The sequence below is a fragment of the Specibacter cremeus genome, from assembly GCF_003946885.1.
Classification (GTDB): Bacteria; Actinomycetota; Actinomycetes; order Actinomycetales; family Micrococcaceae; genus Specibacter; species Specibacter cremeus.
In genome coordinates this window covers 1-16,278 of the sequence record NZ_RWKQ01000047.1, presented here as the reverse complement: position 1 = coordinate 16,278, position 16,278 = coordinate 1, and the positions used below count along the sequence as shown (strand labels likewise).

The 16,278-nt window shown below is 70.1% G+C and carries 17 protein-coding genes and 1 tRNA gene; 5 read left to right on the top strand and 13 right to left on the bottom strand.

Going from position 1 to position 16,278, the window contains the following annotated elements; genetic code table 11:
* The first annotated feature begins 164 nt into the window (after positions 1-164).
* Positions 165-929 (top strand): YaaA family protein, encoded by a 765-nt coding sequence (locus EJC77_RS16290; protein ID WP_125615016.1) that lies wholly within the window; start codon positions 165-167, stop codon positions 927-929.
* 48 nt (positions 930-977) lie between these two features.
* Here EJC77_RS16290 and EJC77_RS16285 read toward each other — a convergent pair whose 3' ends face one another.
* From EJC77_RS16285 to EJC77_RS16275, 3 genes are all read right to left on the bottom strand, one after another.
* Positions 978-1,394 (bottom strand): VOC family protein, encoded by a 417-nt coding sequence (locus EJC77_RS16285; RefSeq protein WP_240630306.1) that lies wholly within the window; start codon positions 1,392-1,394, stop codon positions 978-980.
* Positions 1,385-2,122: a zinc ribbon domain-containing protein gene (locus tag EJC77_RS16280; RefSeq protein ID WP_125615010.1), complete on the bottom strand. Its 738-nt coding sequence runs from the start codon at positions 2,120-2,122 to the stop codon at positions 1,385-1,387. Before EJC77_RS16280 ends, EJC77_RS16285 begins: the two co-directional genes overlap by 10 nt.
* An 82-nt stretch (positions 2,123-2,204) precedes the next feature.
* Positions 2,205-3,335: a Nif3-like dinuclear metal center hexameric protein gene (locus tag EJC77_RS16275; protein WP_125615007.1), complete on the bottom strand. Its 1,131-nt coding sequence runs from the start codon at positions 3,333-3,335 to the stop codon at positions 2,205-2,207.
* An 87-nt stretch (positions 3,336-3,422) separates the two neighbouring features.
* Between EJC77_RS16275 and msrA the strand changes: the two genes are divergently transcribed.
* The 3 genes from msrA (at position 3,423) to epsC (ending at position 5,584) form a co-directional block, all read left to right on the top strand.
* Positions 3,423-3,947, top strand: coding sequence for a peptide-methionine (S)-S-oxide reductase MsrA (gene msrA / locus EJC77_RS16270; RefSeq protein WP_125615004.1), 525 nt, complete (start codon positions 3,423-3,425; stop codon positions 3,945-3,947).
* A gap of 91 nt (positions 3,948-4,038) precedes the next feature.
* Positions 4,039-4,974: a cysteine synthase A gene (gene cysK, locus EJC77_RS16265; protein ID WP_125615001.1), complete on the top strand. Its 936-nt coding sequence runs from the start codon at positions 4,039-4,041 to the stop codon at positions 4,972-4,974.
* 22 nt (positions 4,975-4,996) lie between these two features.
* Positions 4,997-5,584 (top strand): serine O-acetyltransferase EpsC, encoded by a 588-nt coding sequence (gene epsC, locus EJC77_RS16260; RefSeq protein ID WP_125614998.1) that lies wholly within the window; start codon positions 4,997-4,999, stop codon positions 5,582-5,584.
* Between the two features lie 155 nt (positions 5,585-5,739).
* Here epsC and gndA read toward each other — a convergent pair whose 3' ends face one another.
* From gndA to EJC77_RS16240, 4 genes are all read right to left on the bottom strand, one after another.
* Positions 5,740-7,176, bottom strand: coding sequence for an NADP-dependent phosphogluconate dehydrogenase (gndA, locus tag EJC77_RS16255; RefSeq protein ID WP_125614995.1), 1,437 nt, complete (start codon positions 7,174-7,176; stop codon positions 5,740-5,742).
* 148 nt (positions 7,177-7,324) lie between these two features.
* Positions 7,325-8,386 carry an L-idonate 5-dehydrogenase gene (locus EJC77_RS16250; protein WP_125614992.1) on the bottom strand — a complete coding sequence of 354 codons (1,062 nt, stop codon included), beginning with the start codon at positions 8,384-8,386 and terminating at the stop codon, positions 7,325-7,327.
* 1 nt (position 8,387) lies between these two features.
* Positions 8,388-9,158, bottom strand: a complete 771-nt coding sequence (locus EJC77_RS16245; protein ID WP_125614989.1) for an SDR family oxidoreductase — start codon at positions 9,156-9,158, stop codon at positions 8,388-8,390.
* Positions 9,155-10,060, bottom strand: coding sequence for an NAD(P)-dependent oxidoreductase (locus EJC77_RS16240; protein ID WP_125614986.1), 906 nt, complete (start codon positions 10,058-10,060; stop codon positions 9,155-9,157). Before EJC77_RS16240 ends, EJC77_RS16245 begins: the two co-directional genes overlap by 4 nt.
* Positions 10,061-10,118: 58 nt before the next feature.
* On the opposite strand from EJC77_RS16240, the gene EJC77_RS16235 reads away from it, so the two are divergent.
* Entirely contained in the window at positions 10,119-11,183 is a 1,065-nt protein-coding gene (locus EJC77_RS16235) for a D-2-hydroxyacid dehydrogenase (RefSeq protein ID WP_125614983.1), read from the top strand.
* Between the two features lie 87 nt (positions 11,184-11,270).
* Here the strand turns inward: EJC77_RS16235 and EJC77_RS16230 are convergent, their stop codons facing one another.
* The 6 genes from EJC77_RS16230 to EJC77_RS16205 all read right to left on the bottom strand — a co-directional run bounded on the left by EJC77_RS16230 (position 11,271) and on the right by EJC77_RS16205 (position 15,801).
* Positions 11,271-12,617: an MFS transporter gene (locus tag EJC77_RS16230; RefSeq protein WP_125614980.1), complete on the bottom strand. Its 1,347-nt coding sequence runs from the start codon at positions 12,615-12,617 to the stop codon at positions 11,271-11,273.
* Positions 12,604-13,407 carry an IclR family transcriptional regulator gene (locus tag EJC77_RS16225; RefSeq protein ID WP_125614977.1) on the bottom strand — a complete coding sequence of 268 codons (804 nt, stop codon included), beginning with the start codon at positions 13,405-13,407 and terminating at the stop codon, positions 12,604-12,606. The genes EJC77_RS16230 and EJC77_RS16225 overlap by 14 nt, the downstream gene beginning before the upstream one ends.
* A 514-nt stretch (positions 13,408-13,921) precedes the next feature.
* Positions 13,922-13,994, bottom strand: a tRNA-Val gene (locus tag EJC77_RS16220).
* Positions 13,995-14,023: 29 nt separating this feature from the next.
* Complete coding sequence (locus tag EJC77_RS16215; RefSeq protein WP_125614975.1) at positions 14,024-14,899, bottom strand: NAD-dependent protein deacetylase; 876 nt, start codon at positions 14,897-14,899, stop codon at positions 14,024-14,026.
* Between the two features lie 6 nt (positions 14,900-14,905).
* A complete protein-coding gene (locus EJC77_RS16210) occupies positions 14,906-15,382 on the bottom strand; it encodes a peroxiredoxin (protein ID WP_125614972.1) in 477 nt (158 codons plus the stop codon).
* Positions 15,382-15,801 (bottom strand): DUF3052 domain-containing protein, encoded by a 420-nt coding sequence (locus EJC77_RS16205; RefSeq protein ID WP_125614968.1) that lies wholly within the window; start codon positions 15,799-15,801, stop codon positions 15,382-15,384. The genes EJC77_RS16210 and EJC77_RS16205 overlap by 1 nt, the downstream gene beginning before the upstream one ends.
* Positions 15,802-16,278: the final 477 nt, after the last annotated feature.

Genomic DNA, 16,278 nt, shown 5'->3' with positions numbered 1-16,278 from the left:
CCCTTTCCAGCCCAAAACTCCCTTGGTCCGGGCCATGCCTTCCATTCTAGAGGGGGCCGGGGCCGGTCCCGGACCATCGTGAGTGACCTCACAGCCGCGCTATCACTGGGATGTGGGGCCCTCCAGGCCGCCGGTCGGGGGCGGGCGTCCGCTAGGCTCGTCTGGTGCTGATCCTGCTGCCGCCCTCCGAGGGCAAGACCCCCGCCGACGCCGGTTCCCCGGTGGACCTGGAATCCCTGCACTTTCCCGAGTTGACGGCCGCCCGGCAGGACGTGGCCCAGGCCCTGGCCGGGGTCTCGGCGCGGCCGGACGCCCTGGACCGGTTGGGCGTGGGCGCGTCGCTGGCCCACGAGGTCATCCGCAACACGCGTCTGGCCCATGAGCCGGCCGCCCCGGCGCACAGCGTCTACACGGGGGTGCTGTACGACGCGCTCGGCTACCACTCGCTGACCCCCGGCCAGCGGCGCAAGGCCGATGCCGCCGTCGTCGTTGTCTCCGGCCTGTGGGGCGCGGTGCGCTTCGCCGACCGCATCCCGGCCTACCGGCTGTCCATGTCGGTCGGGCTGCCCGGGCTGGGCAAGCTGGCCTCGTTCTGGCAGCCGTTGCTGGCCGCCGCGCTGGCCGGGCCCATCGCGGGGCAGTTGCTGGTCGACTGCCGCTCGAGCACCTATGTCGCGGCGTGGGCCCCGCCGGCCGCGCAGACCGTGGCCGTGAACGTGTTCACGGAGCGCGACGGCGTGCGCAAGGTGGTGTCCCACTTCGCCAAGCACACCCGCGGCGAACTGGCCCGGCACCTGTTGCAGCGGCGGGGCAACGCACCGGCGACACCCGCCCAGCTGGCCGCGGCGGCCGCCGAGTTGTGGACGGTCGAGCTGGTCGAGGGCACGGCCCGGAAGCCGCACGCGCTGAACATCATCCTCGAGGGCTGACCTCCCCGCCCCCACCACGGATTGGCCGGCGGCGTCTTGGACCCGGGCTCAGGCGTCCGCGACGAGCTCCACCTCGAAGCCGTCGGCATCCTCCAGGTAGGCGGCGTAATGGTCGGGCCCGCCGGCCCACGGGTGCCGGTCCGCGAACAGCAACCGCCAGCCGTGGCCGACGGCGGCACCGGCCAACACGTCGACGTCGCCGGGCGCACCGGCCCGGAAGGCGAGGTGGTTCAGTCCGGCGGCGCGACGCTCGTGGGGGCCGGCGACGTCCGGACCCGCCTCCAGGACCAGGTACTCGCCGACGCCCTGCCAGCTGCCGCCATGGCCCCAGTCGTCCGCGGCGCGGTAGCCGAGTCTTTCGAACAGCCAGCCCAGGGACGCCCGCGCCCGGCCGTAGTCGGGCACCCAGATCTCGACGTGGTGCAATCGACCCGTCGGACGGGACCCCGGCGCGTTCAGCTCCACTCGGGCGAGCGGACCAGGATCACGCCGGAGTCCGGGCAGAACACGACGTCGTCGGCGGCGGCACCGCGGATGTCGGCCAGGTCGCCGGGGCTCAGCTGCATGCCCGACCCCTCCGACGTGCCGTGGAACAGCCGCGCCGCGCCGACACCGTACCGGCCCAGCGTGCGCTCGTAGACGGCCAGCAGCCCGGGCTCGAACGTGGCCGCCAAGGCCGCGCGCTCGGCCACGGCCGCGTCGCGTTCGGCGGACAGTGCGGCCAGCTTCTCCCCCAGCTCGGCCTGCACACCGGCCAGCACGCCGCGCATGTCATCGACCAGTTCCTGCTGCGCGGCCCGGCGGCCGGCGGCGTCGTCCGCTTTTTCCATCGCCTCCAGTTCGCCGTCCTCCAGCGTGGACCGGCGCCTCGTCAGGGATTCGATGTCCTGTTGCAATGCCACCAGGTCCTTCGACAGGCCGGTGCCGCTGTTGAGCTTCGTCTCGTCCCGGATGATGCGCTGGGTGACCTGGGCGACCTCGTCCTCGAAGCGGGTCAGCTCACGCCGGATATCCGCCACCTCCGAGGTCAGCACGGCCAGGTCGCTTTCGGCGACCGCCAGACCGGTGGCCAGGTCGGCCAGCCGCGGGTCCTCACGCAGCACCTTCGCCTGCCCGTCCAGGGCCTTGAGCCGCCCGTCCACCGCCTGCAGGTCCAGCAGCCGAAGCTGTTCCGCGGGTGCTGCCTTGGCCATGTGAGTCCTCCTGCTGGTCGGTTCCGGACGCCCTCGCCCGGTGTGCGCTTGCACCAGCCTACGACGAAGCGTCGGACAGCGGTCACACGCCGGGGGTCAGGATGAAATCCCACGGGTCGGTGTTGGTCTGGCTGACCGCCAACTCCGCCTCGAACCCCTGGTCGGCCAACACATTGTCCAGCGACCGCGCGGCTTGCGGCAGCCATAGCCACTCGCTGGCGAAATGTGACAGGTCCACCAGGTAGGGTCGGCCGCCCATGGCTTCCTCGCGGGCCTCCGACGCCGGGTGGTGACGCAGGTCGGCCGTGACATACACGTCCGCCTTGCTGCGCCGGACGGCGTCGAACAGGGTGTCGCCGGCCCCGCCGCACACGGCCACGGTGCGCACCAGGGCGTCCTTGTCACCGGCCACGCGCACGCCGCCGGCCACCGAGGGCAGCGATTCGAAGATGCGGGCGGCGAAGTCGCCCAGCGTCTCGACCCCGGGCAGCACGCCGACCCGGCCGATCCCCTCCTCGGGAAGCCCGTGCGTGGCCGGCATGAGCGGGCGCACGTCCTCGAGCCCGAGCGCGTCGGCCAGCACGTCGGAGACGCCACCGACGGCACTGTCGCCGTTCGTGTGGATGGTCAGCAGCGCGCAGCCGCCCTCGATGAGCCGGTGCACGGCACGGCCCTTGCCGGTCGTGGCCGCGATCGAGGTCACGCCCCTGAGCAGCAGCGGATGGTGCGTGATCAGCAGCTGGGCGCCCCAGTCCAGGGCCTCCTCGATGACCTCCAGCGTCGGGTCCACGGCGAACATGATGCGCTCCACCTGCGTGCCCGGGTGCCCGGCGACCAGGCCCACGCGGTCCCAGTCCTCGGCCAGCGACTCCGGCCACAGTTCCTCGACCGCCAGCAGCACGTCCGTGAGCAGCGGCGCACCGGCCGGCCCGGGCTCGGCGGTTTCCCCGGCCCCGGCCTCGACGCCGGTGCCGTCACCGGCGGTGCCGTCACCGGCGGTGCCGTCCCCGGCACGGCCCTCGCCGGCCCTGCCGGGTTCGACGGCGGCACCGGGTTCGACGGCGGCCGCCAGGCGCGCGGCCGCGTCACCAACCGCCGGGGTCGCGGGCTCGCCGGGCCGGGCGAGCGCCGGATCGGCAACAGCCGCGTCGGTGCCGTCGGCGCCCTGGTGAGCGCCGCCGTCGTCCGTCCGATTGACCGATTCATTGCTCATGTCCCTAGACTACGTGGCACAGGCCACCAAGCGGGGGCACGAAGCGGGGCGGGAATGAATTCGACCCCTGCACCGCTTGCACATTACATGTTGACCTTTGTGCTTGGCGGCGGCTGCTTCTGGTGCCTGGACGCCGTCTACCAGATGACCCGCGGCGTGACGAGCGTCGTGTCCGGCTACACCGGCGGCGCCATCCGCAACCCGACGTACGACCAGGTGTGCTCAGGGATCAGCGGGCACGCCGAGGTGGTGGCCGTGACGTTCGATCCGGAGGTCATCCCGGCCGACGTCATCCTGGACATGTTCTTTACGCTGCACGACCCCACCACGCCGAACCGGCAGGGGTACGACGTCGGCACCCAGTACAGGTCGTCCATGTTCTACACGGACCGGGAGCAGGAGGCTGCATTCCGGATGGCCATCGAGCGCAACCAGGCACACTGGCGGAAGCCGATCGTGACGGAGGTGTCCCCGCTGGGCACACTGTACGAGGCGGAGCATATCCACCAGGACTTCTACGCCCAACGCCCCGAGGTCGGCTATTGCCGGGTCATTATCGACCCGAAGGTGGCCAAGGCCCGCCAACATTACGCTTCGTGGCTGAGCGCCTAGGCCCCGCCCGGGCCGCTCGCTACGCTGACGCATGTGGCGCGGGCGGCCCGTGCACCCATCAAATCAACGCTTCTAGCAAAGGATCATGTCCATGGCTCGGATTTACGACGACGTCACTCAGCTGGTCGGCGGCACGCCCCTGGTGCGGCTGAACCGGCTGACCGAGGGCCTGGCCGCCACCGTCGCGGTCAAGCTCGAGTTCTACAACCCGGCCAACAGCGTCAAGGACCGCATCGGCGTGGCCATCATCGACGCGGCCGAGCAGGCCGGGGCGCTGAAGCCCGGCGGGACCGTCGTCGAGGGCACCTCCGGCAACACGGGCATCGCCCTGGCCATGGTCGGTGCGGCCCGCGGCTACAAGGTCATCCTGACCATGCCGGAGACCATGTCGACGGAGCGGCGCGTCATGCTGCGCGCGTTCGGCGCCGAGATCGTGCTGACCCCGGGCTCCGAGGGCATGCGCGGCGCCGTGGAGAAGGCCAAGGAGATCGTGGCCAACACGGAAAACGCCATCTGGGCGCAGCAGTTCGCGAACCCGGCCAACGTCGCCATCCACCGCAAGACCACGGGCGAGGAGATCTGGGCCGACACGAACGGCGAGGTGGACATCCTGGTCGCCGGCATCGGCACCGGTGGCACCATCTCCGGCGCCGGCCAGCTGCTCAAGGAGCGCAAGCCCGGCCTGCAGGTCGTCGCCGTCGAACCGAAGGACTCCGCGATCCTCAACGGCGGCGCGCCCGGCCCGCACAAGATCCAGGGCCTGGGGGCGAACTTCATCCCGGAGATCCTGGACCAGGACGTGTACGACGAGGTCCTTGACGCCACGCTGGAGGACTCCGTGGCCGTGGCCCGGGCGCTCGGCGTGCAGGAAGGCATCCTCGGCGGCATCTCCGCCGGCGCGGCCGTGTGGGGTGCACTGGAACTCGCCAAGCGGCCGGAGAACGCCGGTAAACTGATCGTGGCGGTCGTGCCCGACTTCGGCGAGCGCTACATCTCGACCGTCCTGTACGACGACATCCGCGGCTGAGACCAACTGAAGAAAGAAGTCCGTGGGATTCCTTGCCAGAATGAGTGAAGACCTTGAGGCCGCCCGGTCGCATGACCCGGCGGCCCGCGGCTCGGTGGAGAACTTTTTCATCTACTCCGGCCTGCACGCGATCTGGGTGCACCGGCTCACGCACCGCATGTGGGCCCATCCCGGCCTGCGGTTCCCGGCCCGGGCCCTGTCCCAGCTGGCCCGGTTCGCCACCGGCATCGAGATCCACCCGGGCGCCACCGTGGGCCGGCGCTTCTTCATCGACCACGGCATGGGCGTGGTCATCGGCGAGACCTCGGAGATCGGCGACGACGTCATGATCTACCACGGCGTCACGCTCGGCGGCCGGTCGCTGGCCAAGGTCAAGCGGCACCCCACCATCGGCAACCGGGTGACGATCGGCGCCGGGGCGAAGGTCCTGGGGCCCATCACGATCGGTGACGATTCGGCGGTCGGCGCCAACGCCGTCGTCGTCAAGGACGCGCCGGCGAACTCCATCCTCACCGGCATCCCGGCCACCTGGCGCCACCGCGACTCGAAAAAGGAGATGGCCCCGGCCGTCGACCCGGCCGAGTACATCGACCCGGCCATGTGGATCTAGGCCCGGATCCAAGTACGACGGCGGCCGGTGATCGAGCTTGTCGAGATCCCGGGGGTTTCGACAAGCTCAACCACCGAGACGTCCGGTGATCGAGCTTGTCGAGATCCAGGAGGTTTCGACAAGCTCAACCAACGAAGACAGCTCAACCAACGAAGCTAGTGCGTGTCGACCGCCTCGACCTCGGACTTGTCCCCGCTCCACTGCGTGTGGAACGTGCCCGCGACGTCAACACGGTTGTACGTGTGGGCGCCGAACAGGTCGCGCAGGCCCTGGGTCAGGGCGGCGGGCAGGCGCTTGCGGCGCAGGCCGTCGTAGTACGCGAGCGAGGACGAGAACACCGGCACCGGGATGCCGAGCTGCACGGCGGTGGCCACGACACGGCGCCAGGCCGGCAGGACCTCGGCGATTTCCGCGGCAAAGGCCGGGGCGAACAGCAGGTTGGCCGGCTTGTCCGCGGCGGCGTAGGCCTTGGTGATGTCCTTGAGCAGTTCGGCGCGGATGATGCAGCCGCCGCGCCACAGGGCGGCGATCTCGTCCAGTTTCAGGTCCCAGTTGTACTCGGCCGCGGCGGACGTGAGCATGTCGAGGCCCTGCGCGTAGCTGATGAGCTTGGACGCGTAGAGCGCCTGGCGGACGTCCTCGACGAAGTCAGCGCCGAGATCAACGGTGCCCTCGTGGCCGGCCAGGACGTCCTGGGCGATGGCACGCTGGTCACGCTGCGAGGACAGGCCGCGGGCGAACACGGACTCGGCGATCGCGGACGTGGGCGAGCCCAGGTCCAGGGCGGACTGGACGGTCCAGCGGCCGGTGCCCTTCTGGCCGGCGGAGTCCACGATCACGTCGACCAGCGGCTTGCCGGTCTTTGCGTCCACATGGCCCAGCACCTCGGCGGTGATCTCGATCAGGAAGGAGGCCAGCTGGCCCTCATTCCACGTGGCGAAGATCGCCGACTGTTCGGCCGGCTCGATGCCGGCGGCGCTGCGCAGCAGGTCGTAGGCCTCGCCGATGACCTGCATGTCGGCGTACTCGATGCCGTTGTGGACCATCTTCACGAAGTGGCCGGCGCCGTCGGTGCCGATCCAGGCGCAGCATGGCTGGCCGTCGACCTTGGCGGAGATCTTCTCCAGCAGGGGGCCGAGCGCGTCGTAGGATTCCCTGGAGCCGCCGGGCATGATGGACGGGCCGAGCAGCGCGCCCTCCTCGCCGCCGGACACGCCGACGCCGACGAAGTGCAGGTCCTTCTTGGCCAGCGCCGCCTCGCGGCGGCGGGTGTCCTGGAAGTTGGAGTTGCCGCCGTCGATGATGATGTCGCCCGGCTCCATGAGCGGGACGAGCTGGTCGATCACGGAGTCGACCGGGGCACCGGCCTTGACCATGATCAGCACGCGGCGCGGCTTCTCCAGCGAGTCCACGAGTTCGGCCAGCGTCTCGGTGCGGACGAAGTCGCCCTCGTCGCCGTGGGTGGCGAGCAGCGCGTCGGTCTTGGCGACGGAGCGGTTGTGCAGGGCCACGGTGTACCCGTTGCGGGCCAGGTTGCGGGCCAGGTTGGCGCCCATGACGGCCAGGCCGGTCACGCCGATTTGTGCAGACATACTACCTCCAGTTGGATACGCGGTTTAGCCCAGCTTATCGGGGAAGGCGTGGCCGCGGCCCGGCCGCACGACCCCCGGCCACGAATGTTGCACGGGCTGGACATCCGTTCAACTTCGCCCCAAGTTCACGCACGGGTGGGGTGGCGGCTCAGGCGCCGAAGTCCAGCAGCACCTTCCCGGACCGTGCGGAGTCGCGCGCCGTCTCGAAGGCCTCCAGCGCCCGGGAGGCGGGGTATTCGTGCGTGACCACCGGGTCCACGGCCAGGCTGCCGTCGGCGAGCGCGGCGATGACGTCGTCGATCTCGTCATTGAAGCGGAACGAGCCGACCAGTTCCAGTTCGCGGGTGATGGCCAGCGAGATGGCCACCGGTTGTGGGCCGGACGGCAGCAAGCCGACCATGACGACCCGCCCGCCGCGCACCGCCCCGGCGATGGCCGAGGCCAGGCCGAAGTGGTTGCCGGAGGATTCGATGACGACGTCGGCCTCCACGGCGGCGATGGCGTCCGTCTCGGTGGCCTTCAGCACCGTGTCGGCGCCCACGGCGCGGGCAATCCCCAGCGGCACGTCGTGCATGTCGAGGGCGGTGATGTGGGCGGCGCCGGCACGCTTGAGCACGGCGACGGCGAGCGCGCCGATGGGGCCGCTGCCGACGACCAGCGCGCGCTGGCCGTGGACGTCGCCGGCGCGGGAGACGGCATGCCAGGCGACGCTGGCGGGTTCGACGACGGCGGCCCGGCGCAGCGGCAGGTTCGCCGGCAGGGGGCGGAGCATGCGGGTGGGCAGGTTCGCGTACCGCATGAACGCGCCGTCGGTGTGCGGGTGCCGTGCGGCGCTGCCCAGGTACGTGCAGCCCGGCGAGAGGTTGGGCCGGTCGGCCGGATATCTGGCCGGGTGCTTGCCGCTGCCGGGGCCGGGCGTGGCCGGATGCACGGCCACGGGCGTGCCCACGGTCGGTCCGGTGCCGTCGGCGGCGCCCCGGGCGACGACGCCCACCACCTCGTGCCCGAGCACCATGGGGTCCCTGAGGATCGATTCCCCGGCGGCGCCGTGCAACCAGTAGTGCAGGTCGGAGCCGCAGATGCCGCCATAGGCGATCTCGACGACGGCCTCGTCGGCGGCCGGCTCACGCAGCGTCACCGACTCGACGCGCAGGTCGTCCTTGCCGTGGGCGACGACGGCGGACGCGGAGGTGGGCAGGGTCGTCGCCATCTCAGACCACCACCGTCATGCCGCCATCGATGAAGATGGTCTGCCCGTTGACGTAGTTCGAGCCCTCGGAGGCCAGCCACACGGCCGGCCCGACCAGGTCCTGCACGGTCCCCCAGCGGTTGGCCGGCGTGCGGCCCATGATCCACGTGTTGAACGCCTCGTCGTCGACGAGGTTCTGCGTCAGCTCGGTGTGGATGTAGCCGGGCGCGAGGCCGTTGATCTGTAGCCCGCCGCCGGCCCATTCGGCCGTCATGGCCCGGGTGAGGTTGCGCAGCCCGCCTTTGGCCGCCGTGTAGGCGGCGATGGTGGGCCGGGCCAGGTCGGTCTGCACGGAGCAGATGTTGATGATCTTGCCGTGCCCGCGCTCGAGCATGCCGCGCGCGGCCGCCCGCCCGACGAGGAAGGCGCTGGTCAGGTCGGTGCGGATGACCCGGTCCCAATCCGCCGGGTCGAGGTCCAGCAACGGCACCCGGTGCTGGATGCCGGCGTTGTTGACGAGGATCTCGAGCGGGCCGACGGTGGCCTCGATCCAGCCGACGGCGTCGGCCGCAGCGGCGTCGTCCGTGACGTCGAACGCCCTGCTGTGGATGCGCCCCGGCGCGAAGTCGGCCGCCATGGCCGCCTCGGCCGCGGCCAGCCGCCCGCCGTCGACGCCATTGAGCACCACCGTGGCGCCCGCCTCGGCCAGCCCGCGGGCCAACGCATTGCCGATCCCCCGGCTGGAGCCGGTGACCAGGGATACCTTGCCGGTCAGGTCGAACAGGGAACTCATGGTTGTCCTTTCTCTGCGCCCAGCCGGGCGATGGTCTCGCGTACGACGGCCAGGTCCTGCGCACCGAGGCCCTGGTCCACCAGGTGCCCGTAAAGCACGTTGCCGGCCTCGGCCATGGGCACCGCGGCGCCGACGGCCCGGGCGCTCTCGCACACGAAGCCGAGGTCCTTGAGCATGAATTTCGCCGGTCCGGTCGGCGTGTAGTCCTTGGCCAGCAACCGCGGGCCGACCACCTCGAGCACACGGCTGGCCGCCAGCCCGCCGCCCAGCACGTCGAACAGCGCCCCCACGTCCAGGCCGGCGCGTTCGGCGAGCTCGGCCGCCTCCGCGAGCGCCGCCGTCGTCGTTCCCACCAGCAGCTGGTTGCAGGCCTTTGCCAGCGACCCGGCGCCGAGCGGGCCCATGCGACGCACCGTGGTGCCCATGTCCTCGAGGAGCGGCACGACGCGGTCGACATCGGGCCGGTCGCCGCCGACCATGATGGCCAGCGTGCCGGCCGCGGCCCCGACGGTGCCGCCGCTGACGGGCGCGTCCACGACGCTGGCCCGCCCGGCGCTCGTCTCGGCGACGAGCGCGGCGAAGTCGTGGATGCGCTGCGGGGACACGCTGGACATGACGACGACGACGGTGCCCGGCCTGGGTGGGTCGGCCCGCCAGGCCTGGAACAGCGGTCCGGCGGCGTCGACGATGACGGGCAGGTCGGGCAGCATGAAGATGACGACGTCCGCCCCGGCCAGCCCGGCGGTGTCGGTGACGGCCGTGCCGCCGAGGGCAGCGAACTCGTCCAGCGCGGTGGCCGAACGATTCCACCCGGTCACCGTCCAGCCCGCGGCGAGCAGGTTGGCGGCCATGGGCGCGCCCATGAGGCCTAGTCCGGCAAAGCCGATGGCGGGTCTGGCCATGGTGCTCCTCGTAACGTAACGGGAAAGGAATTGTTCAGTATTCTAACCACAATTCAGTATGATGAACACCATGAATTCCATGAATCCCACCATCGCGATCGCCGTGCCGCTCGAGACGGAGCATGTCGAGCGGCTGCGCGCCGCCTTCCCGGCCGTCACCGTGCTCCACGAACCCGACCTGCTGCCACCTGAGCGCTTCCCGGCCGACCACGCCGGCGACCCCGCGTTCCGGCGCAGCGCCGCCCAGGAGGCCCGGTATTGGGAGATGCTGCGCAGCGCCGACGTGCTGTACGGTTTCCCGAACGAGAATGCCGCCGGGCTGGCCGCCATCGCCGACAGCCCCCGGCTTGACTGGATCCACGCCATGGCCGCCGGCGCCGGCGGCGCGGTGAAGGCCGCGAACCTGTCCGCCGGGCAACTGGCCCGGATCGCCGTAACGAGCTCCGCCGGCGTGCACGCGCTGCCGCTGGCCGAGTTCGCCATGCTGGGCATCCTCAACGGCTTCAAGGACACGGCGGCGATGGCGCGAGACCAGGCCGCGAAGCACTGGCCGACGCTGCGCACGCCCATGCGGCTGGCCGCCGGATCCCGGCTCGTCGTGGCCGGGCTCGGCGAGATCGGCATGGAGACCGCGCGCGTGGCCCGGGCCATGGGCATGCGGGTCAGCGGCACGAAGCGAAGCGTCGCACCGCTGGAGGGCATCGAGGCGGTGACCGACAACGCCGGCCTGGCCGGGCTGCTGGCGGACGCCGACGCCGTCGTCAACACGCTGCCCGGCACGCCGTACACGGAGAGGCTGTTCAACGCCGACGTGTTTGCGGCCATGAAGCCGGGCACCGTGTTCGTCAACGTGGGCCGCGGCACCGTGGTCGATGAGGACGCGCTGCTGGCCGCCCTGGACAGCGGCCAGGTGTCCTATGCCTGCCTGGACGTGTTCGCCGTCGAGCCGCTGGCCGCCGACAGCCCGCTCTGGGAGCACCCGCGCGTCATGGTCTCCCCGCACACGGGGGCGCTATCCGATGCGGAGAACCGGCTGATCGCCGAACGCTTCATGGACAACCTGCGGCTGTACCTGGCCGGCGAGCCGCTCATCCACGTCGTGGACCCGGTGCACTTCTACTGACGTGGTTTCGACGGGCTCAACCACCGGTGGTTGAGCCCGTCGAAACGGCCGGTGGTTGAGCCCGTCGAAACCACGCGTGTGCAGAGCTCAGGCGTTCTCGACGCTGCGCAGGTCGCGCCCGGCCGTTTCGGGGGTGAAGAACGACGCGGTGAACGAGATCCCGGCCAACACCGCCGAGTACCCGGCCAGCACCATCCACGACTGCCCCGTGGCCGCCAACAGGAGGGCGCCGACGAACGGGGCGATGCCGCCGGCGAACACGGCGGAGATCTCCCGGCTCATGGCCACGCCGGTGAAACGGTGCGTGGCGCCGAACAACTCCGGCAACAGCGCGCACTGCGGCCCGAGCATGGACTGCACACCCAGTGCGATACCGACCGTCATGACGACCCAGACGAGCGTCACGTTGCCGAGCGTGACCAGGTAGAAGGCGGGCACGGCGAACAACAACTGGAACAACGCCCTATAGCGGTACACCCTGACGCGGCCAACCCGGTCCGACAGCGCGCCGAACGCGACGACCATGACGGCCGAGAACCCCGCGGCGATCAGCAGCCCGGTCGGGCCGATGAACTTGTCACCCTGGAACACGCCGCCCTCACGGGCCAGGAACGCCACGAGCAGCGCCGAGTAGATGGTCGAGTTGCCGTTCTCCCCCATGCGCAGGCCGATGCCGACCAGCACGTTCTTCCGGGACGAGCGCCACAGTACGCCCAGCGGGTTGCGGTTGACGTTCTTGTGCTTCTCCAGGTCATGGAAGACCGGCGTCTCCTTCAACCGGAGCCGGATGAAGATGGCCACGCCCACCAGCACCACGCTGGCCAGGAACGGCACCCGCCACAGCCAGCCATGCAGTGCGTCCTTGTCGGCGAGGGCGAGCAGCGCGAACGTGCCGGCACCGAGCAACGTGCCGATCTGGATGCCGACGAATGGCAGGGCCGCGAAGAAGCCGCGGCGCCGGCGTGGCGCCACCTCCGAGATCAGCGTGGTGGCGCCGGCCTGCTCCGCCCCGGCACCCAGGCCCTGGACGATGCGCAGCACGACCAGCAGGATGGCCCCCAGCATGCCAGCCTGGTGGTAGGTCGGCAGCAGCCCGATGCTGAACGAGGCCAGGCCCATGAGGCCAATGGTGATGAGCAGGACGTGCTTGCGGCCAAACCTGTCCCCGATGTAGCCGAACAACAGGCCGCCGAACGGCCTGGCCGCAAATCCGACGCCATAGGTGGCGAAGGAGGCGATGAGTCCGCCGGCCGCACCGAGCGGGGAAAAGAACAGCGGGCTGAAGATCAGCGCCGAGGCCAATCCGTAGATGTAGAAGTCGTAGTACTCCAGGGCCGACCCGACCGAACTGGCCAGGGTGGCCCCGCGCAGCTGCTGCGGGTCGACGGGTGGCCAAGGGTTTTCCGGCAGCGGGCGCCGGCTACCCCATAGGATTGCCGAGCACGCGGGCCAGTTCGCCCAATTCGCCGATCATGGCGTCGCGCTGCTCCGGCGTAAAGGTGGCCTTCAGGGCCGTGACGGAGACGCCCAGGCTCGGTCCGTGCGCGCCGTGCGTGGGCACGGCCACGGCGAGGCCGACGACGCCGACGGTGGACTCCTCATCCTCGAGGGCATACCCCTGTGCGCGTATCGTGGCCAGCTCCGCCTTCAGCTCGGCTCCGGTGCGCAGGGACCGGGGCGTCATGACGGGCAGTTCCATCTCGTCCGGGAACAGTTCGGCCAGGTCGTGCTGGTGGCGCCGGGCGATCAGCACCTTGCCAACGGCGCACAGCGACACGGGCATCTTGTCGCCGATGTTGGAGGTCAGCCGCACGGCCGGATGCCCCTCGTAACGGGCCAGGTAGATGACGTTGGTCCCGTCGAGCATGGCGATGCGGACCGTCTCGCCGCCGAGCACGGGCGCATTCTCGCAAAACCGGTAGAACTCGCGCACCTCATCGCGGCGGCTGAGGTAGGCCGCGCCCAGTTCCACCAGCTTGATGCCGAGCGTGTAATCGGACCCGGTCCGGTTGATCAGCCCGGAATCCTCCAGGGACTGCAGCAGGTTCGAGGTGGAGGACTTCGGGATCGCGAGCTCCCGGGCCAGGTCGCTGAGCGTCAGCCGGCCGGTGTCCGAGGCGGCCAGGGCGTCCAGCACGGCAGCCGCGCGCGTGACGGCGGGTGCCGGGGAGGCCGGCCCGCGGACGTCCGATGCCCGACCACCACGAACCTGGGTTTCCGCCATTGATTTCCTCCGCGCTGCTTGAACTTCGCCTGCTTGGCGCCGGACATCGAAGCGCGGCAGCCGCACCGCAACCTCGTCGTTCAGCGCAATGAACAGCTCCCATCATAGTGGACTGGGCTCGAGGATGGGCGGCCGTTTTGGCATTCCCCCGCACACCCATGTATATTCATGGCAGGTCTTCCATCGCGGCGTCCCCCAATAGCCGTGGTGGAAGGCCGCTTACGTTAACGGGCCGGTCACCGCAAGTTTGCATTCGCGAGATCCAGCCGTTATATTTTCTTTACGGGCTCCCCGTTGTTGCATCCCCCAATGGCAACAACGGGGAGCCTTCCATTTAACCGGCGCATTCAAGGCGGCCTTGCCCCTGCCAGACCTCAACGTCGTGCGCACCTGGACCAGTTCTCCATTCGTCATGCCCCGAGGGTATGGGCAGGCACCGACAGAGGGTTCTAGCACCCAAAAAATCCCCGTCATTCCGGGCTTTTCAGACCAGAATGGCGGGGATTTTCACGGGTGGGCCCTACCGGGATCGAACCGATGACATCCACGGTGTAAACGTGGCGCTCTACCAGCTGAGCTAAAGGCCCCATTTGGCCGAAACCAACGAGAAACCACCTTACCGGACGGCGCCGCCGCTACGCCAACCGGCCCGAGACCCCTCCAGGGAGGCCGCCAGGAATGCCAGCGCCTCCCCGACCCCGGTGTCCAGTTTCAGCGTCGCCAGCTCGTCGCCGCGGGTATGGCCGCGGTTCACGATCAGCACGGGTTTGCCGTCGTGGGCCGCCTTGCGGACGAACCGCAGTCCACTCATCACGGTCAACGAGGACCCGGCCACGAGCAGCGCCCCGGCCTCGTCCACCAGCGAAAAGGAACGCGAGACCCGGTGCCTGGGCACGTTCTCGCCGAAGAACACCACGTCCGGCTTCAGCAGTCCCCCGCACACCGGGCAGACGACCACGTGAAAGGAGGAAACGAGCGATGGGTCCAGCACGGCGTCCGCGTCCGGGGCGGTCTGCGCTCCCCCGCGGGCCGCCACGGCGTCCAGGAAGCCCGGGTTCGCCTCGACCAGCAGTGAGGCCACGAACGCCCGCGCGAACACCTCCCCGCAGCGCAGGCACCGGACCCGGTCGAAGCGACCGTGCAGGTCCACGACGTTCTCGGCACCGGCGTCCTCGTGCAGCCGGTCCACGTTCTGCGTGATGATCCCGGTCGTCACGCCCAGGCGCTCCAGGGCGGCCACGGCGCGGTGCCCGGCGTTCGGGGCGGCATGGTGCATGCGCTGCCAGCCCACCTGGTTGCGCGCCCAATACCGCTGGCGCGCTTCGGCGGAGCGCATGAATTCCTGGTACGTCACCGGCGTCCGGGGCACGGCGTTCGGGCCGCGGTAGTCCGGGATCCCCGAATCGGTGCTCAGCCCGGCACCCGTCAGGACGGCGAACCGGACGCCCGAAAGCAGCCCGGCAAGCCCAGCCGGCCCGGATGACGCCGGCACGGCCGGCTACAGCGCGGCCAGCGCATGCCGGTAGCGTTCCAGTGACCGGGCCTGGCCCGCCGGCGTGCCGAACGTGTCCACGAGCACGCCGTCGGCGCCGACCACGAACGTGCCGCGCCCGGCCATGCCCGCCACCTCGTCAAAAACACCGTAGCTGCGGGCCACGTCGCCGTGCGGCCAGAAGTCGGCGAGCAGGTCGAATTCGTAGCCCTCATCGCGGGCGTAGGCGCGCAGCGTGTACTTGCTGTCCACCGACACGGCCAGCAGCCGGGCCTTGGCCGTCTTGAACAGTCCCACATTGTCACGCAGGTCGCACAGTTCCCCCGTGCAGATGCCGGAGAACGCGAACGGGTAGAACACGACGACCACCGGCCCGCCACGCAGTGCCGACAGGCGGATGGCCTCGCCGAACTGGTTGGGGAGGGTGAAGTCCGGCGCGACATCGCCGGCCCGCAGCGCCACCCGCGTGCCGCCGTCGTCCATCACTGCTTCTTCCGCGGGACCAGCCGGGTGGCCGCCCAATCGGCGGACACGCCCGCGGTGGTGGTGGGATGCAGCCCGGCGGTGGGTGCCGCCTCCTGGATCTCCGCCGGCGGCACGTAGCCGTCGCGGCCGGACTTCGGGGTCAGCACCCAGACGACGCCGCCGTCGTCGAGCGTCGTCAGTGAATCCATGAGGGCGTCGACCAGGTCGCCGTCGTCCTCGCGCCACCACAGGATGACGGCGTCCACCGCGTCGTGGTCGTCCTCATCAAGCATTTCGGACCCGATGAGCCCCTCGATGCCGTCCCGCAGGTCAAAATCCACGTCGTCGTCGTATCCAAGTTCCTGGATGAGATCGCCATCCTTGAAACCCATGTTGCCTGCCACCTGGGCCACAATGCCGGCGTCGGCCTCGCTCACGTGATTCCTCCTGCGTTCAACGCTTCCGCGCTGGATAGTTTGACCACCCGGTTTGTGGGTGTGAGCCCATATTGCTACGTCTCCCCGGCCAGATCAACACCGGTTCGGGTTTGCCACGCAATAGGCGTGACTTCCGTTACATCACGAAAGCATGCCCGGGGCCGTAGGGGCAAACCGGTCGCCACCGCCACCCACTGCGCCACCCACTGACAGGCACGACGGCGACACGCGCCGACATGGTCGGCTCACCGATGCGCGTCGGCCCGGGCGTGCCGGCCGCTGTCATGGAGCCCAGGTGAATGCACACTTGCGCGCGCCGCGGTTTAGAGTGTTGCCATACGCCCAGTGCCACAGCACAGGGCGCCCACACGCTTTTAAGAGAGGTCGGACGTGGCTGCACGAGACGTTAATTCCCAGATCCTGAGTGGTTTGACGGGTCGGTTGCCGGATGGTGATCCGGAGGAGACCGCGGAGTGG